Source organism: Bacillus cereus group sp. BfR-BA-01380, from assembly GCF_022663535.1.
Lineage (GTDB): Bacteria > Bacillota > Bacilli > Bacillales > Bacillaceae_G > Bacillus_A > Bacillus_A cereus_BB.
On record NZ_JAKUFS010000029.1, the window covers coordinates 25,515 to 49,683 of the forward strand.

Below are 24,169 nucleotides of genomic sequence, written 5' to 3' on the forward strand. Positions count from 1 at the left end.
AGTAAACCCCTCTCAAAGCAGGAATCACACACTGTTTTGAGGGGATTTTTTATCTGTGTTTTACGATATGATAAAGAGGAAGAAATAAAAAATAATGATTCAAGTAGGGAGGAAAGATAATGAAAATATCAAAAGGAGTTAACTTTGCTCTCTTTTTCTTTATACCATTTGGCATATTGTTAGTAAGTTACGCTTTATTTGGAATGTATCCGTTTGGAAAGTATTCGGTATTAATTAGTGATTTAAGCTCACAATATGTTCAATTTTATTCTTATTTACATAGCGTATTTACAGAAGGAAAGAGTTTACAATACACAGTGGAATTAGGCGGAGGGCTTAACTTTATTGGAACATTCGCTTACTATTTATCAAGTCCGTTCTCTATTCTTCTTTATTTCTTTAATAAAGAAAACATTCCAGAATTTATTTTTCTTATTACACTTTTAAAAGTGGGGTTTGCAGGATTCACATGTGGCTGGTTTTTACGTTATGTGATAGGAAAACAGCATAAAGGGTTATTATTGTTTTCAACAGCTTATGCATTGTCAGGTTTTGTTATGGCCTATTCGTTTCATGTCATGTGGCTAGATGGGATTGTATTACTACCTGTCGTTTTAATAGGCGTTGAAAAGATTTTACGTGATAGAAATGTTATTTTCTATACGGCTATGTTAGCAATTATGTTTATCGCTAATTTTTATATCTCCTTTATGTTTGGAATTTTTACATTCCTGTATTTTGTTATTCGCCTCTTTTCACAACATAAGTTTCGCGATATAAAAACATGGGGAAAATACTTTCTTCTCTTTTGTATTGGAACGGGACTAGCTGCTGGCATAGGAGCTGTGATTATTCTTCCAACTTATGAAGCATTAAAGAGTAACCCATATAGTATCAGTTCAATGAACTTCAAATTAGAATGGAAGCTTGATTTACTCCTTTTCTATTGGAAGCTATTATCTGGTGGATATGATTCAAGTTTATTTGGTGCTCCGAATGTATATGCATCCACATTAGTACTCGTATTATTACCTTTATACTTTGTTAATCAAGAAATTAATAAAAGAGAAAAATTCTTATCTATATTTGCATTTCTGTTCTTAATTTGTAGTTTTGCAATTCCTTTTTTAAATTTAGCTTGGCATGGAAATAAGCCGCCAAATGCATATCCAAATCGTTTTGCGTTTGTCTTTGTTATGTTAGCAGTTTTTATGGCAGCTAGAGTATTTCAACATATAAATCGAAAATATGTTTTGCCGTTATGGATTAGTTATATCATACACCTGATTTTATTGTATGCATTGTCAGTGAAACACTATGAAGCAGTTCGGAGTAATCTACTGCTCATAAACGCTATTCTTATAACAGTTGTTGTTGTAATACTGCATATTCGTATGATGAAACCATCATTAACAAAAGTAACGACAGGATTATTGCTCCTTTGTTTAATATTTGATGTTGGTTTAAATACAAATGTCTATATTGGGGGTCTTCATAAAGAAATAACTTATGCAAAGCGTGAAGAGTATGAATTGAACAAGGATGCTAAACAGGCTATTCAATATGTAAATAAAATCAATACAGAGCAGTATCGTGTAAGTTCTAAATATTTTCGAACGCTAAATGATTCATTACAATATGAATATTCATCTTTCCAAACATTTAACTCGATGGCAAATGGCTCATTTCATCGCTTTTTAAAGCAAACTGGATATTCAACGTCTCCAGACTTTTTAGTAGCCAATAACCATGGTGATACGTTGCTAATGGACGCTATTTTAAAAATTGGATATAAAATTGAAGATGGAAGCTTACCAAAATATGGGCATGAGAAAATAAAGCAATTTGGTTTTGCTAATGTATTTAAGAATAATAATATGATTCCATTTGGTTATCCAATCGAATATATACCTTCTAAAAATGAAGAAAATCCATTTGTTTTTCAGGAAAAATTGATTAATGTAAAAGAAGGAACAGTATTTAAAAAGCTAGAAGATCCAAAAATTTCACTCGAAAATATGGCTGCTGTTTCAGGAGCAGAAGGAAGATATGAAAGAGTTAATAAGGCAGAACCGGGCTATATTACGATTCAAGTAAATATACCAAAAGAGGTTCAATTATATGGATTAGCTAATGGAATTGAAAATTGGAAAGAAATCGTAGTAAATGACCAGTATACGTGTTACTTACCGCCGGATATCGAAAAAACTTTAATTGATTTTGGATACTTCCCAACAAAAGGGATCACAACAATGAAGATAAAGGTTGAGAAAGAAGATTTCTTTTCATTAAAAGGTCTTAATTTTTATGGATTAGACATAGACCAATTTAATAAGGCAGTAAAAGAATTACAAAAGAGCACAATGAAAGTTACTGAAAACACGGGAGCAACAATAAAAGGAAATATAGCATTAAAGAATGAATCTACATTTGTATTTCCGATTCCTTATGATGCTGGTTGGACAGTTACAATTGATGGGAAAGAGCGGCCTACAACAGCAATTGTGGATGGTTTGTTAGGAGTGAAAGCGGAAGCTGGTAATCATGAAGTTGTACTTACTTACCATTCTCCAGGTTTAAAACTGGGTATCATTATTTCTGTTGTGAGCGTCATCCTTACTATATTATTTGCTATTGTACAGACGAGGGTGTTACGGAAAAACATTGAATAAAAAGTAAGGAAAAAAGCTACTGAATTCTTCAGTAGCTTTTTTTTGTACGGTGCTGTATATACCCGGCTGTTAAAAAGAAGTACATCATAAATGAAGCATTTTCTAATATGTTATAAAATGCACTGCCAATAATCGCTCCAACGATTAAATATAAAACAAGGGGAGCAAACGGTGATTCTTTTCTATATTTCCAAAGAAGAGAAAGGAATCCAAATGTAAATGCCGCACATAAGAGCACGCCAATTACACCTGTCTCAGCAAGTATTTGAATGTATTGATTGTCAGAATAAAAATCCCATGTAATCCCGTATTTTTTATAAATAGGCGATGAGAAAGTTTGCGTAGCAGCATCCCCAAATGTACCTAATCCATAGCCAGTTATCGGTTTATCTTGAAAGATTTCAACTGCTTTTTTAACGTAGTAAATTCGTCCGTCTTGTTTACTAAGTTCAACTGTGTCTTCTGATAATGCTTCTGTAAATCGTTTTACGCCTACTTGATCCCCCTCTAAATAGTTTGTCATTTTTGAGATGCATACCGCACATAGGAATGACAAAAGGGAGATGACTAGCAATAATCTCCAAATTGGAATCTTGCGGTGGATGCATAAGTAGATCATTCCAAAGACGATAACTGTTAGAAATGCACCACGTGAATATGTGAGCCATAATGTTGTGGCAATAAGCGTAAGTCCTGTATACGTAGCATATTTCATTTTCCCGGATACGTGTTGAAGAACATATAAAGAAATGAGGAAAGCTAGCGTCAAATATAATGCCAATTCATTTGGACCGCCTGCCATTCCGTATATCCGAATTTTATTTGTCGGAGCAAGCACAAGAGTTTTCCAAGCTTCCGGCAATAATATGGTGCGCAATGATAGTTTTTCAATTAAACCTTGCACGGATATAATGACAGAAGCGATAAAAGTAATTTTCGCAAAAAACAATATATCCTCATGATCAATAGTGATGCGAGACGCGATATAGTATATAAAATAAAATAGAAGCAATGTGTGTAATTGCATAGCAATTGCAATGAATGAAACGCCGTTTGATAGACCGATTCCAGCGCCAAACAAGCAGAAAAGAAAATATAATATTTCAAAGTACCGGAATGAAAAAAGCTTTGAAATATTATTGCGATATTGCCGTAATAGGCGCAATAAGAGAGCAATGATGATGAATAGACCGATAAACTTTAGCCCAGGATTAAAAGCAACGAGAAAAGGGCGCATCGGAATAAATAGTAATAAAAAAGCAATACCGAGCTTTTCATCTCGAAAAGCAGCACATGCTAGTACGAATGAAATGAAAAGCCCGGTATAAGTTGATGGAAACAGTAATCCCAATATAATGAAGAAGATACTTGCCCATATATAGTAGAATCGAGTTGAATGTGTCATATATATTCTCCTTTAACATGATGATGGTATGCGATAAATTGTTGTAACTTCGTTCACCATTTTTGAGAAAGTGAAGTTTTGTAAGTAATGTTCGCGTCCGCATTCTGCTAAGGAATGGTATAATTTTTCATCTTGTAATAATTGTGCTAAGGAAGCAGCTAGTGTTTCTTCCGATCCATACGGTATTAATAGCCCTGACTGATTATGAACAATTACTTCTGGCAAGCCGCCGACATTTGTTGCAATCACAGGTTTTTTCATAGCAATTGCTTCAATGGCGACATAGGATAATCCTTCATTTTCTGATGGGATTACAATAATATCATGTTCTGTATACGCTTTTACAATATCGTCTTGAAATCCTCTTAATGATACATGTTCACCTAGTGATAACTCTTGAATCATCTTTGTTAACTCTTTTTTTAATGGTCCTTCACCGATAATATCACAATGCCACCCTAAAGATGGATGCAGGGCTTTTAGCTTTTGCAAGCTTGTTAGTAAGAACGGTTGTCCTTTTTCTTTGCTCAGCCTCCCGATAACTGCTATTTTTTTCGGCCCATGCTGAGAAAGAGGCACATCTGTATATGGATCGGCAACGCCGTTATAAATAACATGTATCTTTTTTTCTGGTACGCCCTTTTGGCATAGTTGCTGCTTCATAAATTGAGAGATGCAAATGATCGCATCATTATAGCGAGTAAAAAAGGAATTGCTACACTTTAGGTGAAATGGCATTGGCACATTTACGTGATATGTCCAAATGACCCGAACAGGAGCACCTAATAGTTTGGCTAGAATAGCAATATAATTTTCACGTAAAAATTGTGCATGAACAATATCGATTTTTTCTTTTTTTATAATCTTCTTTAATTGCATGGCAGCTTGTATATCAAAAGGATGACGCATTTTAATGCGGTACATCGGTACGTTTAATTGTTCGAACTTTTTTAAGAAAGGACCAGGGATAGAGTATACAAGGATACAGTGCTCTGGACCAATAGATTCTATTAAGTCTAGAACGTATTTTTCTGATCCTCCATCCCCGATATAATTTAAAAGGTACATAATTTTATTCATTTATATCCTTCCTTTTACCTAAAAATAACGATAGCAACTGTTGTAGCTCCTTTATCTTTAATATGTAAGTGACGAGTAAGTAAACGATGGCACCAATTGCTATTGCTAATAAGATAAGCAACTTTGTATCATGTAAGAAATGAAGCAGCAGTTTGGAAGTATATAAACTTACAAAAGATGCAACAATACATTTGAGTAAAAAGCCACCGTAGCGCAAGTTCACTTGTTCTTTCTCTTTCATGAATTTTTGGAGCATCCATAATAGCATGAGTACAGTGCTAGCCGATGCTATTGAAGTGGAAAGAGCTGCACCAGCTAAACCAATCTGGTTAACAAGTATAATACATAATATAACATTTATAATCATGGAAAGAATCGATGCATACATAATGTATCGATTTAACTTCAAAGAAAAAAGCAAGCGGTCAAGTAAGTCTTTTAATGGCTGCATGAGGGCAGCTAACGCATAAAATTGCAACGCGGTTGCTGTCATCATAATAGAATCTTTCCCAAATGCACCATAGTTATAAATCACTTTGACAATTTCCTCTGTAAAAAAGGTGAAATAAATAAAGACAGGAATAAATAAATATAACAGCACCTTTATATTTGTTTCCATTAATTTTGTGAAGTCTTTCCAGTTTGATTGATTTACATATTCAACAAATTTAGGATACATAACTGTTAAGACAGGAGCTGCAATTAACCCAAGCGGAATAAAGTATAGCTTTTGGGAATAATTAAGAGCCGCAATAGATCCTTCTTTTAATCCGGAGACTAGTGTACGGTCTACAAGTAGATTAATTTGAACAGACGTACTTGTAATAAAAGCAGGAATGCTCAAAGAAATCATCGTTTTTAAAGAAGGGTCTTTCCAATCGATTGCAAATTGATAGCGATATCCTTCCCTCTTGGAAGCGAAATAAACGAGTGTATTTTGTACGATGTTTCCGACAATAACACCGAGTGCAAGTGCATAAATTCCAATCCATTTGACAAGGAGAGCGAAAATAATAAGTGTAATCCCGTTTAATATAACCCATTGCATACTCGTAATACGAAATTTATGTAAACTGTTCAAATAAGCATTAAAAATATCAATCATGAATGTACAAAATACAGTCGGAAAAATAATTTGTAATAGGTAAGCCGATAATAAAGCTGTTTGCTCAGGGAGCCCGTGCGCAAATACTGAAATAAAGAAGCGAGGCTGCAATTCAATGAGCAAAAGCGGAATGAAAAAAATAAGTAGAACAATGTTTAAAAAATTATTCATGAATCGATATGCTTTAACCGGATCTTTTCCCCTTAATTCCATAAAAATAGGAATGAAAGAAAAGGCGAAAGCCCCTGTAATACCAGTGAAAACAATCGTAGGTATATTTAAAGCTACAACGTATGCATCAACAGCATAGTTTGTACCGAAATAAGCTCCAAGTGTTACTTCTTTTGCAAATCCAAGTAGTTTTCCTAAAGCTGTCCCAAGGGTGAAAAATAGTGTTACAATGAGAAATCTTTTTGTCTTGTCTTGAGAGGCTTCCCCACTCATTTCTAATCAAATCCTTACTGTAATTTAATTCTTTTTCAAGCATAATTTATTTGTATGTAAAAATCAAATATATATCTTAGTAATAGAAAATGTTTCCCATGAAAAAGAGGATATCATCCAATAGGAGAATATCCTCTTTAGCTCGTAATAAAGTGAAACTTTAATCAGTGGGGGTTTTCTTCATCCCCCACTGATTATCAGCCCTCACCAATCGGGCTTTTACGGGCAGTCTATCTCCCGCCTAACTTCTTAGGAAAGGCGGAAGCGGCTCGCTCAGAATCGCAGGACGCCCACGCACCGAACATTCTAGCCACTGGAACTGGACAACACTTTCGCTGAATTGTAAGGTGGGAGTATTACTGCCCACAAATAGCGGGATAAAAGACAATAACGATGCCGTCTTTTATAGCAAAACAATCGTATAAAATAATGTGTTCAATTTATCACGCTATTCGCGAGAAATAAGCCCCTGCTGATGGTTATGATGCAAAGCGGCTGTTTTGATACGCAGAACGGCGAACAGCATAGTAGATACGAGGTGCAATGGTTGCACCAATCACTGTAAAGATAATATCTTTTACAGCAAACCACATCATAACTTTCCAAGCAGCTACATAGCTAATGTGACCGCCCATCCAGCTATTGATAGCTAAGTACATATAAGTTGTTCCAACGACATAGATAAGAATGATTCCGACAGTAGAAGCTGTAAAGAATGTCCCGAATTTTGGTTTTTTCACTTGCTCAACGATTTTACCTGTTACATAAGCAACAATAATGAAAGCAATAATAAATCCGCCAGTTGGACTTGATAGTTGACCAAATCCAGCTTTAAAGCCGGCGAATATAGGTGCTCCGGCAATTCCAACTAATGTATAAACGATCATAGATAAGGCCCCAAGACGACTTCCAAGAAGAAGACCAGCTAAAATAGCAAAGAATGGCTGCATAGAAAGCGGAACACCCGCAACTTGTAGAAATGGTGCCCAAGATGTAATATTGGCACCAATCGCCATAAGTGCAACAAACATTGCGGCTAAAGCTAAGTCTAGTGCACGAAGTTTACTCATAATGTCAACCTCCTGTTGTTAACAAGTTAACATTATAGTACTGAATCCATTTAGGCATTGTCAATTAAAATATTTTGATATTTCGGCTCTAACACTTCACGAAGGAGCGTATAAGGAATACGGAATTGTGGAATGCCACTGACGTATGGCGCAATTTCGTACAACGGGAAATAAATCATTAGATTGTCTTGTTCTAAAACGTATTTGAGTTTTTTTTCATTCATTACTTTCTCGGCAGCGTCTGGAAAGAAATTCTCCTTATTTTGCTCAATTTGTCTAACGATTTCGGTCTTAATGATGTTTTCATATTGACTATCTTTTTGAAATAAATCTGCTAAGCGAAGCGGTTTGTTCTGCTGAACATCGAACGTATTTGCTTTCCATTCATACATGCCGTGAGCACCGCCTGTGTATTGATAATAGTTTATATACAGACTGAGTAATGGAAATGTATTGAATGGGACCTTGTAGTCAACATTCAATACATATGGATGAAATGGAGCATTGGTTTCTTTTGATTGTTCATAATATATTTTTGCATCTTTTTCTAATTTCTTTTTGAACCTATTTATGCTTTTCTCATAATACGTATTTAATTTCTTTTGAAATTGTCTATCTGGAATGTTACGAAATTGTGGGTAATTGAGTTGATATTCTAAATAAGGTTTCTTGCCTTTTTGTGTTGCAGTATGAACTTCAATTGTAATGTTAGATGCTTGGGCTGCTATTGTTCCTTTTGGTACAATAGCAGTAGAGAAGAAAAAAAGTAACATGATATATAATAGTTTCTTCATATAATATACCTCCATGTATTATAGATTTACTAATAGTTTGAAAAGAAATAGATTTTATTATGCATTTTTTGGTAATTCGGAAGGGGATAGTCATATGTCTAAAACATTAATGGAAGCGTTAGGTATTGAATTATTAGAAATGACAGAGGAAAAGGTTGTAGCGACAATGCCAGTACATGGAAGTACGCATCAACCATTTGGTTTTTTACACGGAGGAGCTTCTGTTGCTTTAGCAGAAACAGTTGCTAGTGTGGGTACATACAATTTAATTGATCAAGAGAAATATATTTGTTTTGGTCTTGAAATTAATGCAAATCACTTGCAGTCTAAACGAGACGGCATAGTCACAGCGATTGGAACACCGCTTCATAAAGGAAAGACGACTATGGTTTGGGACATTCGAATTATTGATGAAGAAAATAATTTAATTTGTATTTCAAGATGTACAATTGCGGTGAAAGAAAAAAGATAAGAACGATTGCCGATACGGGCAATCGTTTTTACCTTTTTTGTGCTGCATTTCGCGTGTCGAACGTTGTCGAGGGGTCTTTAAATTGTGTCGAAGCGTCGATATATTGTAAAAAGCGCCGATAAATGCTCGACTTTCGCCGATATATCGGTGGGCACGTAAAAAACGACTGCTTCAAGCAGTCGTTTTTTCATTAGAATTGAATTTTCTTCTCTAAGAAGTCTTTTAGTTCGCTAATTGGCATACGTACTTGTTCCATTGTGTCACGGTCACGTACTGTTACTGCTTGATCTTCAACAGAATCGAAGTCATATGTGATACAGAATGGTGTACCGATTTCGTCTTGGCGGCGGTAACGTTTACCGATAGAGCCTGTTTCGTCGAAGTCTACCATAAAGTCTTTCGCAAGTTCCGCGAACACTTTCGTAGCACCTTCAGATAGCTTTTTAGAAAGCGGCAGGATAGCTGCTTTAAATGGTGCTAATGCTGGGTGGAAACGAAGAACTGTACGAGAGTCGTTTTCTAATTGTTCTTCTTCATATGCATCACATAAGAATGCTAATGTTACGCGATCTGCGCCAAGAGATGGCTCGATGCAGTAAGGTACATAGCGTTCGTTCGTTTGTGGATCTACATAGTTAAAGTCTTCAGTAGAATGTTCCATATGACGGTTTAAGTCAAAGTCAGTACGAGATGCAATACCCCAAAGCTCGCCCCAGCCAAATGGGAATTTAAATTCGATATCAGTTGTTGCGTTGCTGTAATGAGATAATTCCTCTTCACCGTGGTCACGAAGGCGCATGCTTTCTTCGTTCATACCAAGTGAAAGAAGAAAGTTTTTACAAGTGCTGCGCCAGAACGTGAACCACTCTAAATCGTCGCCAGGTTTGCAGAAGAATTCAAGTTCCATTTGTTCAAATTCACGCGTACGGAACGTAAAGTTACCAGGTGTGATTTCGTTACGGAAGCTTTTACCGATTTGGCCGATACCAAATGGAAGCTTTTTACGCATAGAGCGTTGTACGTTTTTGAAGTTTACGAAAATACCTTGTGCTGTTTCTGGGCGAAGGAAAATTTCGTTTGTGCTAGATTCTGTAACGCCTTGGAATGTTTTGAACATTAAGTTGAACTGACGAATTTCAGTGAAGTCTTCGCTGCCGCAATCTGGGCATTTTACTTCGTGTTCTTTCATTAATCCAGCCATTTGATCGAAAGTAAGACCGTCAACGATCATTTCGATACCTTTTGCTTCTAATGCATCTTCAATTAATTTATCAGCACGGTGGCGTGCTTTACATTTTTTACAGTCGATCATTGGATCGTTGAAGTTTCCAACGTGTCCAGATGCTACCCAAGTTTTTGGATTCATTAAAATTGCTGCATCTAAACCTACGTTATACGGAGATTCTTGAATGAATTTTTTCCACCAAGCTTTTTTCACGTTGTTTTTTAATTCGATACCAAGTGGACCGTAGTCCCAAGTATTTGCAAGACCGCCGTAAATTTCAGAACCAGGGAAAACAAAACCACGATGCTTTGCTAAGTTTACGATTTGCTCCATTGAAGCCATTTTCAATTCCTCCTTAAAAGATAACGTATTGGCGATGAAAGGTAGTGTAGTACTTGGAGAAGCGATTAGGTGAGCGAGAGCCGCTTCCGCTTTTCAGTAGATCCAGCTCCAGCGGCTAGAACAGTCGGTCGTTTCGCGCCTTCCTGTGAGGTAAAGAGCACCTCTACGTCAGGAGCTCCAACACCCTCCTGTTCTGAGCGAGCCGCTTCCGCTTTTCAATAAAAAAAACGCTCATCCCAAGGCTTATTTGCCTAGGGACGAGCGTTTGCCCGCGGTTCCACCCTAGTTGACACACAACAGTGTATGTCCACTTTATATTGTATTGCTCGGGACTGCCTGTTTCCTTGCAGTTTCAGGCTTGCACCATCCCTGAATCGCTTCTTTTTTGCAAGTACTTATTTGTCCTTCATCGCTACCATATTTAAAAAATAGATGACCATATTTTATCATGTTCTTTTCTAATTCACAATAGAGAGACGCGTGTTTCGCTTAGTATATGTAGTATCTAGTATATATAATACAAACTGAAAAACCGACATAAAACCATTTTTTTTAGGTGGGCGAGAGCATCTGGCCATGCATAGAAACGGTCAGGGCCTTTTTCTTCCATGTGCGAAGTTAAAACAAAGAGAGAAAGAAAGTAGCAGGTTTCTTTTTTCCTGCATAGCAGCGACTTGTATGTCGAAAAATCAAAGCGGATTTGTATAGTATAGCCAAAAGTCTACGGCTCGAATACTTCTTTGATATGTTTAATCGCTTCACGCTTACTGAGTGGTGCTAGTTCATGCGTTTGGACGAATTCCCATACAGCTTTGGGATTTGTTTTTGCGTATTCACGAAGTGCCCAGCCGATTGCTTTTTGAATGAAAAATTCTTTAGAGTGACTCAGCTGTTCGATGAATGAGAAGAGAAGTTTCGTATCTGTCTTTTCTTTATATTTGAGCTGGAATAAAAGGCATGTTCTTTGGAGCCACATATTGTGAGATGTCATCCATTTTTGCACATACGTTTCGATTAAATGTGGATGTGCTGCTAAAATAAGGCCGACAAAATGACTTGCGAGCATATCCACGGAATCCCACCATGATTTTGTAATAATGAGTTCTTCTAAGAGTGGTAAATGCGTTTCATTTACATGTTTACGATATTTATCCAGTAGCGTTAAAGCAACCATTTGAAATTCTCGTTCTGGCAGTTCCCAAAGTTCGCGAATAATTACGGGAAGATCTGCTGCTTTCGGTTCTTCATTGTTTTGCAGTACTTCACGAACTAATTGCTTTCGTTCTGGTGTTTGAATGCCGAGAAAGGGAAAGTGGTGTTTCATATAACGTTCCATTGGTTCTGCTTTTTCACGGTTTCGATGTGCTTCAAAGTGCTCTTGTATGCTTACGGTAAAAGGATGCATAAGGCTCACTCCACATTCATATTTTTCAATTTAAGTGTAGCATAGATAAAGTGAAACTTTAATCAGTGGGGGGTTTTTTCATCCCCCACTGATTATTAGTTGAACCAATCGGGCTTTTACGGGCAGTTTATCTCCCACCTAACTTCTTAAGAAAAGCGGAAGCGGCTCGTTCAGAATCGCAGGACGCCCACGCCCCTGACAGAGAGGCGCTTTTTGCCTCGTCCGAGGGGGCGAAACGGCCGGAGATTCTAGCCGCTAGAGCTGGACAATGCTTTTGCTGAATTTTGAGGTGGGAGTATTACTGCCCGTTAATGCGGGATAAAAAATTTTATATTCACTTCTTAATACTTTTCGTAATGAATATATAGAAAAAGAATGGAACTAAGACAGAAGGGGGTATTAAAATGGATAACCAAATTGTAATAGACGGTGTATCGAGTGATGGGATTATCGCTGGATTTTTAGCGTTAGGACTTATTTTTATTATCATTGCTTTAATTTGGGCAGTGGCTGCTTATTTGTTAACAGCATTTGCGCTATATAACATGGCAAAAGCGGATGAGCGCGAAGATTCTTTCTTTGCATTTATCCCATTTTTAAACTCTAAAATATGGGGAGATTTAATTGGGAAGAAATTACCGCAATTTATGCAGCCGCAATCAGGTTGGAAACTATTCGGTGTATATGTAGCCTGTTTTATTATTAGATGGATTCCGTTTTTAGGGTTCATATCCTCACTTCTCTTATTGGTGGTAGGGGTTTATATCGTATATTTATTATTAGAAAGATATACAACAAATGCAGTACTATATACGGTTCTACACGTTATTACATGTTCTATTTTTCTTCCGATTCACTTATTTGTAATCCGAAACAATGAACCGAGATATTGAAAGAACGAAAAAACGGAAGGGACTCCCCTTCCGTTTTTTATTACATTAAATAACGTAAATAAATATAAATGTTTGAAATGATTAATGAAACAATTGTAATTGGGAAGCCAACTTTTAAGAATTCCATATAGCTAAAGCCATGCCCTTCACGGTTTGCGATACCTGCAACAATTACGTTTGCAGATGCCCCAATTAATGTTCCATTTCCTCCTAAACAAGCACCGAGCGCTAATGCCCACCAAAGTACATCAACTTGTGCATCGGATGGTGTTAAGCCAAGTCCAACTGTCATGTCGTTAATAAGTGGAATCATTGTTGCAACGAATGGGATGTTATCAATCGTTGCAGAAGCGATACCTGATACCCATAAAATAAGTACAGAAGCGAAGGAAATGTCACCGCCAGTTACATTTAATACGTGCTGTGCTAACGACTTAATTAAACCAATATCAATAAGACCGCCAACGAGAACGAATAAACCAGCAAAGAAGAAAATTGTAACCCATTCTACATGCGCAAACACATCTTCAATTTCATGTTCTTTCACACCGATTAACATTAATACAGTTGCTCCTGTTAAGGCGATAACGGCTGCATCAATGTGAAAAATAGAGTGTGTCATAAAGCCGATGATTGTAAGGCCAAGTACCGTTAATGATTTTTTCATCAGCACTGGATCTTTAATATATTGCTTTTCATTTAAGCTCATTAATTTTTTAATTTGAATCGGGTCAGCTACCAATTGTTTTCTGTATATGAAGTACAACATAACCGTTGTTACAGCGATAATAATAATTACAATTGGAGCTAAGTTCACTAAAAAGGCATTAAAGTCTAAATGTTTATTTGATGAGCCAATCATAATGTTTGGCGGGTCACCAATAAGTGTAGCCGTTCCACCTATATTTGAGAAAATGATTTCTGATAGTAAATACGGAACAGGGTTAACTTGTAAAATACGTGTGATAGATAGTGTAACTGGTACAACGAGAAGAACAGTTGTTACGTTGTCTAAAAAAGCGGAGCCCACTGCGGTTAGTAAGGAAAGAACGATTAAAATGCGAATTGGATTTCCTTTTGCTTTCTTAGCGGATTTAATCGCAACGTACTGAAAGACTCCTGATTTACTTGTAATGTTAACTAAAATCATCATACCAATGAGTAAGGTAATCGTTCCCCATTCAATATGCTTTGTAAAAGCGTTATGTAAATCAACAACGCCTACAATGACCATTAAGGCTGCACCGAGCAGCGCGATGACAGCACGATTAATTTTTTCAGAAATGATAATGGCATATGTAACTAAAAAGACAACAATTGCAAAATAGTATTGCCAGTTTGCAATTTCTTGTGTTGTTTCATGCAAAAATCTCAGCTCCTCTCAGTAGTTTTTCTTATTATTTGATATAATTGCGAGATAAACACAATTAAAGTCATTATAAAGTAGAAAAATGTATGATGTAAATGGAAGCATCTGTTTTGTCATATTTTTTGCAAAAATGAATTAAGCTATTTTCTTGTTTTTGAAAATATTTGCTGCTATTTGACATATATATAAGATACATCTCATGGAATGTATGAAGTGAAATTTTCATTCTCTACATTGAAATTCGTAAATTCAAAAGTGTTCGTCGTTATTTGTTATTGTATGATGGATGAATATGGAAGAGTTTATCCCGCTATTTGCGGGCAGTAAGACCCTCACCTCCAGATTTGGAGAGAAGCGTTGTCCAGCTCTAACGGCTAGAATCTCTGGTCGTTTCGCCCCCTCGGACGAGGCAAAAAGCGCCTCTCTGTCAGGGGCGTGGGCGTCCTGCGATTCTGAGCGGGCCGCTTCCGCTTTTCTAAAGAAGATAGGTGGGTGGCAACTGCCCGTAAATGCCCGATTGGGCGGCTAACCATCAGTGGGGGATGAAGAAAACCCCAACTGACGGAAGTTTCACTTTATAAGGAAGGGATCGTATGGATGAACAACAACTTTTATTTTTAGATTTTGAGTTCACGATGCCTCAAAATCGCAAAAAACCAAAAGGATTTTTTCCAGAAATTATTGAAGTAGGAATTGTCTCGGTTGTGAATCATGTTGTAGCTGATACGTATTCTTCTTATGTAAAACCAGCAACTTTTTCGGTGTTAACAGAGCGGTGCAAAACATTTTTAGGAATTCAGCAAGAAGCGGTGGACAACGGAATTTCATTTGCAATGCTTGTTGAAAGACTAGCAGACTATGAAAAACGCTGCAATACAACAGTTGTGACGTGGGGAAATATGGATATGAAAGTGCTGAAGCATAATTGTGAAGTAGCTAATATTCCCCATCCATTTGCAGGACAATGTCGTGACTTATCATTAGAATATAAGCGTTTTTTTGGAGAGCGCAACCAAACTGGATTATGGAAGGCAATTGAAGCATACGGAAAGGTCGGGACAGGCAAGCATCACTGTGCGTTAGATGATGCGATGACGACATATAATATTTTTAAACTTGTTGAGAAAGATAAGCAATATTTAGTAAAACCGGCTCCCCCGACACTTGGTGAGCTTGTAGACTTTTCGAAAGTATTAAAAAGAGTGAGTGCACAATAACGACCAAATTACAATTTTAATTGTAGTTTGGTCGTTTTGTTGTTTTTACAATTGATAATCATGCTTTAATTGTTCTAGTATTTGTAAGCTGCGCTGCGCGAATGGAGTGTCGTCTTCTTGCAATTGTCTTATTTGCTCTGTTAATGCTTTTTGCAGTGATTCTTTATAATCTGGCACATCACCTTCATAACGTTTCACCATTGATTGCGGAATATTTGTTTGTTCGCGAAATGCTAAGGCGCGGCGTTCATGGAAAAAAGGCACGTCAGCTTGTTTTACATTATGCAGGTCGCCTTGCGTAGGATGTTTCATAACAGCGAGCACTTTTACAAGATAATGCTGCGGACGAACGTTTGTAATTTCTCCAATGTACTTACCTGTTTTATAAATACCTGTTACAACATCGCCAATTTGGAATGTTTCATTCATATTTTTCACCTCTTTTTCATAGTAAGCAATGGAAGAGAAGGAGTCAAAGAAGAAAGGAAGTTTTATTCAGACTGAATTTTCTGTATAATTAATTATAGCAAGGAAATGAACAAAGGAGTGAATAGTTATGATGCCTTTATACTTTCCGGAAGATAAGACAGAATATATTATACCTGCCATTGTATGTGTACTATTTATAATCGGGGCAATTGCTACGTGGCGTATGTTTATTAAATCATCAGAACGAGAAGCGGAAAATTTGAAAGAGATGGAAAAACGAATTATGGGAAAACGGTAAAGGTTAGCTGAACGAATCGGGTGATTAGGTACGTCTTTTTTTCGAGACAGGATAAGCTGTTTTTGTATGTTTCCTTCTAGGCTCGGACAATATAAGAGCAGAATGAGTTTGGAGGGAATACGGATGAAAAAGCAACTCGTATTGGGGTGTTTTGCAGCGATCCTCTTTGCTGGATGTGCGAAAGAGAACCCGAAAGAAATAGAAGTGAAGCTGTATAATGCTTCCGGGGATAAAGTAGGAACAGCGAAGGTCGCCCAGCAATCAAGCGGTGTAAAGATTTCGATTAAAGCAGAGGGGCTTTCACCTGGTGTACATGGATTACATATTCATGAAGTAGGACAATGTCAAGCGCCTGACTTTGCTTCTGCTGGTGGCCATTTTAATCCAAATAATAAGAAGCATGGGTTATTAAACCCAAAAGGGTTTGAAAACGGAGATTTGCCGAATGTGATTGCGGATGGAGAAGGGAAGATTAAGGTGAATATTACGGCACCGCAAGTGGCTTTAAAAGAAGGGAAAACAACGATGAATAGAAAAGACGGTGCATCGCTTATCATTACGGAAAATGCTGACGATGGGATGACACAACCGGCTGGAAATTCTGGTAAACGTATTGTATGCGGTGTGATTGTGAAAAAAGCTTCGGATCTAAAAAAAGAGAAGGAAAAAGGGAAATAAAGAAAACTGTACGTTTTAAAGGCTGCCAGGAAGGTCTCGGTGGCCTTTGTATATTTCGATATTAAAATCACCGATACAAGTTCTTGGATGCGGGCACAAAGTGATTCAACAAAATTTGGTCTTTCGTGTAAGGTAACTCATATTCGCGTGCGACATGGACGATTTCACGAAGATAAGTAGCCGTCGAAGAACGAACATGAAAGCTTTACTTTATAATTTTATCACCTGAAAATATTTGTTTTACTACTTGATACCTTAGTTTGCATTCATATAACCTATTAATATACAATACTACCATTTTATCCCGTCTTAACAGGCGGTAATACTCCCACCTTAAAATACAGTGAAAGCATTGTCCAGCTCTAGCGGCTAGAATTGCAGGTCGTTTCATCCCCTCGGACGAGGCAAAAAACGCCTCTCTGCCTTGGGCACGGGCGTCCTGCGATTCTGAGCGAGCCGCTTCCGCTTTTCTTTGTTGTCCAGTTCCAGTGGCTAGAATGTCCGGTGGCTTCGCTTCTTCCTACGAGGTAAAAAACACCTCTACGTCAGAAGCTCCATCCCCCTCACATTCTGAGCAAGCCATTTCCACATTTCTAAAGAAGATAGGCGGGGGATTAAGAAAGGGGATTACATGAAAAAGAAGCTTCTATATATTGAGGACAATAAGGAAATTGGTGCCTGGGTATGTGAAGATTTATTCGAACGGGGCTATCAGGTAACTTGGATTACCACAGGCGAAGGTGCTATTGAACATATGGCGGAAATCGATCTAGTAATCCTTGATATTATGCTTCCGGGATTGGATGGTTTTTCAGTTGGACAGCGGTTGAAAAAGGAATTTCCAAAGACCCCTATTTTAATGCTATCCGCCAGATCATCGATTGATGATAAATTGCAGGGACTGCAGTTTGCAGATGATTATATGACAAAGCCTTTTCATCCTGATGAACTCGCGGCACGGGTGGAAGTGCTTCTCAGACGGTTTGATAAGATATGCTCCCCGCTCATTGTACTATCACATCTCCGCATTTATTTGAACGAGAACCGCATTGTGGATTCCAGATCGAATAATGATATCATACTTACGGCTAAGCAGTTTCAAATTTTTACCTATTTACTCCGCCATCCAAACCAAATCTTAACAAAAGAACAAATTTATGAGGCCGTATGGGAAAATCCATATATCGAAGGAGATAAAACCTTAATGGTACATATCCGCCATTTACGTGAAAAAATAGAGCAGGAGCCAAGTAAACCACAAATAATCGAAACAATTCGCGGTATTGGATACAGGGTGAAACAATGAAATTCCGCTATTCGCTGTTAGTTAGATATTTGTTGCTCATTACGGCTGCGCTCGTTTTATGGCCGTTTGTTTTACCTCTTTATTATTTACCGAAATATACCCTAGACAAGGAGATGCAACAAAAGGTCAAGTATATAGATACAAAAAAGTTGGAACAAATGTGGAATGATGAGGCGGAAAAGTTGGACGGGGCGTCACCAGATCAAGTGGACAAACAAATCCATTCGTTAAAAGAACGATATTCAATGGCGACAATGTTCTGGGTTGACGCCGCAGGCAAAACACAGATCAAGCTTCCCCAAAAAAAGAGTATACCTGACCAATGGACGTTTCAGGAAAGCACTAAGTTTATGAAAGAAAATGTTGATAATGACCTGTTCACAATTGTTGCCTTTATTGGCGGTGACCAGAGCCAAGGCTTTATGGTTTTTCAAGTCCCTCTTTTCGTTACACAACCACCCAGTGCGTCCGTCATCGATGATAAGTTTTTGTTAGTATATTTTGTGCTTGTCTTTGCAATTTTTCTAATTGCATCTTGGGTATTTTTCTCGAAAATTCGCAGGCGTCTCGTTCAACTACAAACCGCAATGACCGAAGTCGATGAGGACGGCATTCCTCAGAAAATTCTCGTTCGTAAAAAGGACGAAATTGCACAACTAGGGTCGGCATTCAATCATATGATTGACGAGTTGAAAAGCAGTAGGAGACGGGAACTGGAGGAGGAAGCTCTTCGTAAACAATGGATTGCTAATATATCACATGATTTAAGGACACCGCTCACCACCATTCGTGGACATGCTTATTCATTGCAAAAGGAAACTTTATCTCCTAAAGGGAAGGCATCGCTTCACTTGATTGAAGGAAAGGTAGATGCTCTTAGCCAATTGCTCGAAAACCTTCTTTCCTACACGTTATTATCGGCGGGGAAATATACTTTGCAACAGAAGGAGACAGATATTATCCGATTAACCAGGACTTCCGTTGCAGGGTGGTTTCCTATATTTGAAAAGGAAGGATTTGAAGTAGAGGTTCATTTGGCAGAAAAAGCTTTAATATGGAATGTTGACCCGCACTGGTTTACCCGTATATTAGATAATCTATTCCAGAACGTTGTTAGACACACAAAAGCTGGACGGTATGTTGGTGTAAGTTTGGAAGAGTTAGATGGAAGGACTGCTATTGTTGTTGAAGACAAAGGCCCTGGAATGGATAGCATCTCCAGTGAAAAAGGAGCAGGAATTGGTTTATCCATTGTTTCATTGATGCTCCAAGAAATGAATCTTGAATGGAAAATAACAAGTTCTACGAACGGAACTCGTATTTATCTATATGAAAAAATTGAAATGTAATAACTACTCAGTCACAAAAGGCGGAAAAGCATTTTTTAAATGGTCGAGAGGGACTGGCTATGTATAGGAGCGGTCAGGGCCTTTTCCTGCCACGCGCAAAGTTGTAAAACAAAGAAAGACAGCAAGGTGTAGGTCCACTTTTACCTTCATGGCAGCGATCTATATGCTGAAAAATGAAAAGAACTTTCTATAGGTAATAAACGGCGTATTTTCACTGGAATCATACCCCTTACCAAACTTTTAAATGAAATGTATGGCTGAATAGTTACGAAATGCAAATGAAATCTCCACTTCTAAGCGTAGGCTCTGGAAATGCATGATCTCGCCTAGCAAAAGTTAAACGAAATTTAAACTAGACCCCACCATTATTTTAATCTTCACTGATTAGAATGATGGTGGGGTTAAATTTTGAAACATAAAGTGAAACTTTAATCAGTGGGGGTTTTCTTCATCCCCCACTGATTATCAGCCCTCACCAATCGGGCTTTTACGGGCAGTTTATCTCCCGCCTAACTTCTTAAGAAAAGCGGAAGTGGCTCGTTCAGAATGTGAGGGGGATGGAGCTTCTGACGTAGAGGTGTTTTTTACCTCTTAGGAAGAAGCGAAGCCACCGAACATTCTAGCCACTGAAGCTGGACAATGCTTTTGCTGAATTTTGAGGCGGGAGTATTACTGCCCGCGAATAGCGGGATAAATAAGTGCCAATACCCCATTCGGTTCGTTTCGTAGGTATGTAAAATAGTAAAGAAAAGAGGAGAATTTCAATGGAACCTTCATCGCCGATAATTGAAGAAAAGATTGGGAAAGGCTTTAAACGATGGCCCTTATGGATTGGATATGGCGCCGCGGGGTGGTCACTGCTTTACGGCGTTGTACAGCTTTACTGGTTATTTGGAGGGACGGGTTATCCCTTCAAAAGTGATGGAATGGGATTGTTTGCGGCTATGGTTACTTATCTTCCATCCAAAGCTGGTGGCATCATTTTTGTGATTTTTTGTTTATTAGGAACAGTGATTGGTGTAGCTATGCAAAAAATGTGGAGAGGTGTTCTTCTTAGGTGGCTATTCCTGACTTTTGCTTGGTGTTTTGCCGTTGCCTTGCTTCTTTTTATTCCTGATATTAGCTTAATCGCAGTTATGGCTTATGCCTTTTTATTTAAGTTTGCTTTTAACTGGATTATGTTCAATCAGATTATTTGTATTATAGGTGCTCTGCTTTGGATCATGACTGCTGTTGCATATCAACGTAGGACCCGTGATGCTTGTGAATATTGTGGACGGATAGAGAATGGAAACACATTTTTATTGGTGCGCTGGGGAAGATGGCTGACTATTATCGCGGCTCTTGCGCCTATTCCTTATGCCCTGACACGTTTTGCGTGGGCACTTAATATCCCTTTAGGGGTCGATTCGCAGTTCTTTCACGATTTCTCAACAGTTAATTCTATGGCACATATAACAGAGTGGGTATTTGGGTCTGTTTGCATAGGTGGAGGGATTCTTACACTTGGATTAATTCAAAAATGGGGTGAAATCTTCCCTGATTGGTTCCCATTCATTGGCGGTAAAAGAGTCCCCGTCATGCTCGCGGTAGTTCCAGCTTCTATTATAGCCATTGCGGTAACTGCGGCTGGTTTTGTCTTTACCTTTAATTTTTTTGCTGTCATATTTCACTTTATGCCAGCTGATACCCTCCTCCTCAGTCAGATATGGGGAACGATTGGACCTATGATTTTCTGGGTGCCATGGGGAGTAACACTTGGCCTTTCTGCCATTGCTTACTATTATCGCCGGCGTGGTAAATGTACTCATTGTGGAAGAGACGATCAAAATTGAAGCAGAAAAAAAGAGAGTTGTATGAATAGGAACAAAGTAACTAATTATGCACAAGCTTCCGGTGTTCGCTATAATTTTTGACTTCAGAAAATTTTAATTACCGCTACTGCGTCGGACACTTTATGAATCTATCATCATACAGATTTTGGTTTGGCGCAGAAGCGGATTTTTATGAAAGGATATACGTCATATATTTTCCGAATTACGTATATCCTTCAGTTGATTTTTGTAAAATCCTTTATAATAGAACATGTACATACAAAAAAGGGGGATTCTATGAAATTATTACGTTCACTGCTTATTCTTACACTTGTTGTATTGTTAAGCGCATGCAATAATGTAGCAACAAAAATCACAAAGGTTCAAAACAACGGCGAAACTACTTTAAAAATCGGCTCTCTGCAAGGTTCTCACGAGGTGCAAACGATTAAAGTTGAAAATGGAAATGTGGAAATTCCTTATGAAGCATCCGTTGAAGAAGGTACAATTTTATTGCAAGTCATAAAAGGTGATAAGGTTATTCAGGAAGAAGAAATCACTTCCAAAAAAGAGGGTCTGCTTTCTTTTGAAGCACCGAAACCTGGCTCATATGAATTGAGTGTACGTGTGAAGGGTGAAAAAGAGAAAGCAAAAGGAATTCAAATACATACGAAGCTATGAAAAAACGGCAAGCGAGTGGTACGCGCTTGCTCTCTTTGTTTTAAACCTCGCATGTGGCAGGGAAAGAGGTTTTTATGTCGTTTTTTTAACTTGGGTATATAGAGAACACATACATAAGATAAAGTGAAACTTTAATCAGTGGGGGGTTTCTTCATCCCCCACTGATTATCATCCCTCACCAATCGGGCTTTTACGGGCAGTTTATCTCCCGCCTAACTTCTTTGCTTCCGCTGAATTTTGAGGCGGGAGTATTACTGCCCACAAATAGCGGGATAAATCCTAATCGAACTTCTAGTATAGCTAGAAGTTATGTTAAATCGTAATGATGAGAGGAAAGAAGAGAATGGAACCTAAAATAATAAGTATTCCAGCGAAAAAAATTGTTGGAATTAGGAAAGAAACAACTTTTGCAAAAGATCCCGAAGTTACAATGGGAATATGGAAAACATTTATGCCATTAAGAAATAGCATTCCTTACAGAAGTAACTCTTGTTTTCTTTCTGTAAAAGTGTTAAACACTCCTTTAAATTTGAGTGATATGAACTATAGTTATGAAAAATGGGCCGCTGTTGAGGTGGAACATTTCGAAAAGGATACTGTTTCAGAATTATCCACGCATACGCTAGCAGGAGGCTTATATGCTGTTTTCATACATCAAGGAACAGCATCTGATATGAGCACATTCCAGTATATTTTTCAAGAATGGTTACCGAATTCAAATTATAGTTTAGACTTAAGGGAACACTTTGAAGTTATGGACGATAATTATCGCCCGGACGATGTAAACGCAAAAGAAGAAGTGTGGATACCGATAAAAGCTAAAAGAACCGATAAGTAAAGGAGCTGGGAAGAATATTTCCAGCTCTTTTATTATAATAACTACATTCAAGTCACATAGATAGCTTTTCCTTGGAAGTACACGCAAATGTACATTGTAAGCGGCGGAGCGCATCTTCTAATACAGGGCGCGGACAGCCGATATTTAAACGAATGTGATGCTCACCGCCAGCACCAAATTTTTCTCCAGGCTCTACAATGATTTTTCCTCTTGTCTCTAATAATTCCATTCGTTCACTTTGCGTTAGTCCAAGTTTGGAGCAGTCAATCCAAAGTAAGAACGTACCATCTGGCTGAATGACGGATAGTTTTGGGATATGCTGTTTAATAAAGTCACATGCAAATCGTGCATTCGCTTCTATATAGGCTAACAGATCTGCTAGCCATTCATTGCATTCTGTGTACGCACTTTGCATTGCTGCGTAAGCAAATGTGTTTAAACCATGAAAGCCTTGGCGATGCTGTACAGCGGTAAAGGTATCTCGCAACTTTTCATTTGGAATAATAATAACCGATGCTTGCAGCCCAGCAATATTAAATGTTTTACTTGGGGCGATGCATGTAACAGTTCGCTTCGCTAAGTTTGGTGATAAAGAGGCAAGTGGAATATGCTTACGTCCATTAAAGATAATGTCAGCATGAATTTCGTCTGCAATGATGGTTACATCATATAATTCGCAGAGTGCACCGAGTTTTGTTAATTCTTCTTCTGTCCATACACGCCCAATCGGATTGTGCGGGCTACAGAGAAGCATCAATTTTACACCTTGCTGAAATTGTTGTTCTAGCTGATCAAAGTTCATTTTATAAACGCCGTTTTCGACCTGTAATGGATTGGCAAGTATTTGGCGTCCATTCGTTGTTACCATTTCGAAAAATGGTGGATATACAGGCGGTTGTACAAGCACTGAATCTTGCTTTTCAGTAAAGGCTTGTACAGAAACACTAAGTGCAGGAACGATGCCAGCGCTAAAGACAAGCCATTCTTTTTCAATAACCCAATTGTATTGTGTTTTTACCCAATGACAAATTGCTTCTTTTACTTGTTCACTTGAAGTGTTATAACCGAAAATAGGGTGTTGTAAACGTTTTGTTAAAGCATCTTGGATTGGTGAGGGAACAGGGAAGTCCATGTCTGCAATCCAGGCATGAAGAAGTTCCTCGTTTTTATGTGTATCCCATTTAACGGAGTTTGTTCCGCGGCGATTTATCATTTCGTTAAAGTTCCCCATGTTTACTACTCCTTTCGATTCTAGGGTGAATATACTGAAAGTTCTATCATTT

Annotated in this window: 21 protein-coding genes; 11 read left to right on the forward strand and 10 right to left on the reverse strand. The window is 37.9% G+C overall.

Annotation, left to right across the window (positions count from 1 at the left end):
• Positions 1-119: 119 nt before the first annotated feature.
• Entirely contained in the window at positions 120-2,672 is a 2,553-nt protein-coding gene (locus MR076_RS21200; protein ID WP_242223961.1) for a YfhO family protein, read from the forward strand.
• A gap of 28 nt (positions 2,673-2,700) precedes the next feature.
• Here the strand turns inward: MR076_RS21200 and MR076_RS21205 are convergent, their stop codons facing one another.
• The 5 genes from MR076_RS21205 to MR076_RS21225 form a co-directional block, all read right to left on the reverse strand.
• A complete protein-coding gene (locus MR076_RS21205) occupies positions 2,701-4,077 on the reverse strand; it encodes an O-antigen ligase family protein (protein ID WP_242223962.1) in 1,377 nt (458 codons plus the stop codon).
• 12 nt (positions 4,078-4,089) lie between these two features.
• Positions 4,090-5,157, reverse strand: coding sequence for a glycosyltransferase family 4 protein (locus tag MR076_RS21210; RefSeq protein ID WP_242223963.1), 1,068 nt, complete (start codon positions 5,155-5,157; stop codon positions 4,090-4,092).
• On the reverse strand, positions 5,150-6,706 hold the full coding sequence (gene murJ, locus MR076_RS21215) for a murein biosynthesis integral membrane protein MurJ (protein WP_242223964.1): 1,557 nt from the start codon (positions 6,704-6,706) through the stop codon (positions 5,150-5,152). The genes MR076_RS21210 and murJ overlap by 8 nt, the downstream gene beginning before the upstream one ends.
• A gap of 479 nt (positions 6,707-7,185) precedes the next feature.
• The gene (locus tag MR076_RS21220; RefSeq protein ID WP_242223965.1) at positions 7,186-7,776 is read right to left on the reverse strand and encodes a biotin transporter BioY; all 591 of its coding nucleotides are present in this window, start codon (positions 7,774-7,776) and stop codon (positions 7,186-7,188) included.
• A 50-nt stretch (positions 7,777-7,826) separates the two neighbouring features.
• The gene (locus tag MR076_RS21225; RefSeq protein WP_242223966.1) at positions 7,827-8,570 is read right to left on the reverse strand and encodes a DUF3298 and DUF4163 domain-containing protein; all 744 of its coding nucleotides are present in this window, start codon (positions 8,568-8,570) and stop codon (positions 7,827-7,829) included.
• A 94-nt stretch (positions 8,571-8,664) separates the two neighbouring features.
• Between MR076_RS21225 and MR076_RS21230 the strand changes: the two genes are divergently transcribed.
• On the forward strand, positions 8,665-9,042 hold the full coding sequence (locus tag MR076_RS21230; RefSeq protein ID WP_242223967.1) for a hotdog fold thioesterase: 378 nt from the start codon (positions 8,665-8,667) through the stop codon (positions 9,040-9,042).
• Between the two features lie 190 nt (positions 9,043-9,232).
• Here the strand turns inward: MR076_RS21230 and MR076_RS21235 are convergent, their stop codons facing one another.
• Positions 9,233-10,609 carry a glycine--tRNA ligase gene (locus MR076_RS21235; RefSeq protein ID WP_242223968.1) on the reverse strand — a complete coding sequence of 459 codons (1,377 nt, stop codon included), beginning with the start codon at positions 10,607-10,609 and terminating at the stop codon, positions 9,233-9,235.
• 721 nt (positions 10,610-11,330) lie between these two features.
• Positions 11,331-12,014 carry a DNA alkylation repair protein gene (locus MR076_RS21240; RefSeq protein WP_242223969.1) on the reverse strand — a complete coding sequence of 228 codons (684 nt, stop codon included), beginning with the start codon at positions 12,012-12,014 and terminating at the stop codon, positions 11,331-11,333.
• 404 nt (positions 12,015-12,418) lie between these two features.
• On the opposite strand from MR076_RS21240, the gene MR076_RS21245 reads away from it, so the two are divergent.
• Positions 12,419-12,907, forward strand: coding sequence for a hypothetical protein (locus MR076_RS21245; RefSeq protein WP_242223970.1), 489 nt, complete (start codon positions 12,419-12,421; stop codon positions 12,905-12,907).
• A 40-nt stretch (positions 12,908-12,947) separates the two neighbouring features.
• Here the strand turns inward: MR076_RS21245 and MR076_RS21250 are convergent, their stop codons facing one another.
• Complete coding sequence (locus MR076_RS21250) at positions 12,948-14,273, reverse strand: ArsB/NhaD family transporter (protein WP_242223971.1); 1,326 nt, start codon at positions 14,271-14,273, stop codon at positions 12,948-12,950.
• A gap of 596 nt (positions 14,274-14,869) precedes the next feature.
• Between MR076_RS21250 and kapD the strand changes: the two genes are divergently transcribed.
• Positions 14,870-15,493 (forward strand): 3'-5' exonuclease KapD, encoded by a 624-nt coding sequence (kapD, locus tag MR076_RS21255; RefSeq protein WP_242223972.1) that lies wholly within the window; start codon positions 14,870-14,872, stop codon positions 15,491-15,493.
• A 45-nt stretch (positions 15,494-15,538) separates the two neighbouring features.
• Here kapD and kapB read toward each other — a convergent pair whose 3' ends face one another.
• On the reverse strand, positions 15,539-15,922 hold the full coding sequence (gene kapB / locus MR076_RS21260; RefSeq protein WP_242223973.1) for a kinase-associated lipoprotein KapB: 384 nt from the start codon (positions 15,920-15,922) through the stop codon (positions 15,539-15,541).
• Between the two features lie 127 nt (positions 15,923-16,049).
• On the opposite strand from kapB, the gene MR076_RS21265 reads away from it, so the two are divergent.
• The 7 genes from MR076_RS21265 (at position 16,050) to MR076_RS21295 (ending at position 22,886) form a co-directional block, all read left to right on the forward strand.
• Positions 16,050-16,220 carry a hypothetical protein gene (locus MR076_RS21265; protein ID WP_242223974.1) on the forward strand — a complete coding sequence of 57 codons (171 nt, stop codon included), beginning with the start codon at positions 16,050-16,052 and terminating at the stop codon, positions 16,218-16,220.
• 123 nt (positions 16,221-16,343) lie between these two features.
• Positions 16,344-16,898, forward strand: a complete 555-nt coding sequence (locus MR076_RS21270) for a superoxide dismutase family protein (RefSeq protein WP_242223975.1) — start codon at positions 16,344-16,346, stop codon at positions 16,896-16,898.
• A gap of 631 nt (positions 16,899-17,529) precedes the next feature.
• Positions 17,530-18,204 (forward strand): response regulator transcription factor, encoded by a 675-nt coding sequence (locus MR076_RS21275; protein ID WP_242223976.1) that lies wholly within the window; start codon positions 17,530-17,532, stop codon positions 18,202-18,204.
• Complete coding sequence (locus tag MR076_RS21280) at positions 18,201-19,553, forward strand: HAMP domain-containing sensor histidine kinase (protein ID WP_242223978.1); 1,353 nt, start codon at positions 18,201-18,203, stop codon at positions 19,551-19,553. Before MR076_RS21275 ends, MR076_RS21280 begins: the two co-directional genes overlap by 4 nt.
• Before the next feature lie 764 nt (positions 19,554-20,317).
• On the forward strand, positions 20,318-21,388 hold the full coding sequence (locus MR076_RS21285) for a hypothetical protein (RefSeq protein ID WP_242223980.1): 1,071 nt from the start codon (positions 20,318-20,320) through the stop codon (positions 21,386-21,388).
• 276 nt (positions 21,389-21,664) lie between these two features.
• Positions 21,665-22,048, forward strand: a complete 384-nt coding sequence (locus MR076_RS21290; protein WP_242223982.1) for a hypothetical protein — start codon at positions 21,665-21,667, stop codon at positions 22,046-22,048.
• Between the two features lie 343 nt (positions 22,049-22,391).
• Positions 22,392-22,886, forward strand: coding sequence for a GyrI-like domain-containing protein (locus MR076_RS21295; protein WP_242223984.1), 495 nt, complete (start codon positions 22,392-22,394; stop codon positions 22,884-22,886).
• A gap of 52 nt (positions 22,887-22,938) precedes the next feature.
• On the opposite strand, the gene MR076_RS21300 is transcribed toward MR076_RS21295, so the two are convergent.
• On the reverse strand, positions 22,939-24,117 hold the full coding sequence (locus MR076_RS21300; protein ID WP_242223986.1) for a MalY/PatB family protein: 1,179 nt from the start codon (positions 24,115-24,117) through the stop codon (positions 22,939-22,941).
• Positions 24,118-24,169 lie beyond the last annotated feature (52 nt).

What these genes read in the sequence shown, in the direction of transcription:
- MR076_RS21200 (WP_242223961.1), top strand. Translation starts at nt 120, where the DNA reads ATGAAAATATCAAAAGGAGTTAACTTTGCTCTCTTTTTCTTTATACCA.
- MR076_RS21205 (WP_242223962.1), bottom strand. Translation starts at nt 4,077, where the DNA reads ATGACACATTCAACTCGATTCTACTATATATGGGCAAGTATCTTCTTC.
- MR076_RS21210 (WP_242223963.1), bottom strand. Translation starts at nt 5,157, where the DNA reads ATGAATAAAATTATGTACCTTTTAAATTATATCGGGGATGGAGGATCA.
- murJ (WP_242223964.1), bottom strand. Translation starts at nt 6,706, where the DNA reads ATGAGTGGGGAAGCCTCTCAAGACAAGACAAAAAGATTTCTCATTGTA.
- MR076_RS21220 (WP_242223965.1), bottom strand. Translation starts at nt 7,776, where the DNA reads ATGAGTAAACTTCGTGCACTAGACTTAGCTTTAGCCGCAATGTTTGTT.
- MR076_RS21225 (WP_242223966.1), bottom strand. Translation starts at nt 8,570, where the DNA reads ATGAAGAAACTATTATATATCATGTTACTTTTTTTCTTCTCTACTGCT.
- MR076_RS21230 (WP_242223967.1), top strand. Translation starts at nt 8,665, where the DNA reads ATGTCTAAAACATTAATGGAAGCGTTAGGTATTGAATTATTAGAAATG.
- MR076_RS21235 (WP_242223968.1), bottom strand. Translation starts at nt 10,609, where the DNA reads ATGGCTTCAATGGAGCAAATCGTAAACTTAGCAAAGCATCGTGGTTTT.
- MR076_RS21240 (WP_242223969.1), bottom strand. Translation starts at nt 12,014, where the DNA reads ATGCATCCTTTTACCGTAAGCATACAAGAGCACTTTGAAGCACATCGA.
- MR076_RS21245 (WP_242223970.1), top strand. Translation starts at nt 12,419, where the DNA reads ATGGATAACCAAATTGTAATAGACGGTGTATCGAGTGATGGGATTATC.
- kapD (WP_242223972.1), top strand. Translation starts at nt 14,870, where the DNA reads ATGGATGAACAACAACTTTTATTTTTAGATTTTGAGTTCACGATGCCT.
- kapB (WP_242223973.1), bottom strand. Translation starts at nt 15,922, where the DNA reads ATGAATGAAACATTCCAAATTGGCGATGTTGTAACAGGTATTTATAAA.
- MR076_RS21265 (WP_242223974.1), top strand. Translation starts at nt 16,050, where the DNA reads ATGATGCCTTTATACTTTCCGGAAGATAAGACAGAATATATTATACCT.
- MR076_RS21270 (WP_242223975.1), top strand. Translation starts at nt 16,344, where the DNA reads ATGAAAAAGCAACTCGTATTGGGGTGTTTTGCAGCGATCCTCTTTGCT.
- MR076_RS21275 (WP_242223976.1), top strand. Translation starts at nt 17,530, where the DNA reads ATGAAAAAGAAGCTTCTATATATTGAGGACAATAAGGAAATTGGTGCC.
- MR076_RS21280 (WP_242223978.1), top strand. Translation starts at nt 18,201, where the DNA reads ATGAAATTCCGCTATTCGCTGTTAGTTAGATATTTGTTGCTCATTACG.
- MR076_RS21285 (WP_242223980.1), top strand. Translation starts at nt 20,318, where the DNA reads ATGGAACCTTCATCGCCGATAATTGAAGAAAAGATTGGGAAAGGCTTT.
- MR076_RS21290 (WP_242223982.1), top strand. Translation starts at nt 21,665, where the DNA reads ATGAAATTATTACGTTCACTGCTTATTCTTACACTTGTTGTATTGTTA.
- MR076_RS21295 (WP_242223984.1), top strand. Translation starts at nt 22,392, where the DNA reads ATGGAACCTAAAATAATAAGTATTCCAGCGAAAAAAATTGTTGGAATT.
- MR076_RS21300 (WP_242223986.1), bottom strand. Translation starts at nt 24,117, where the DNA reads ATGGGGAACTTTAACGAAATGATAAATCGCCGCGGAACAAACTCCGTT.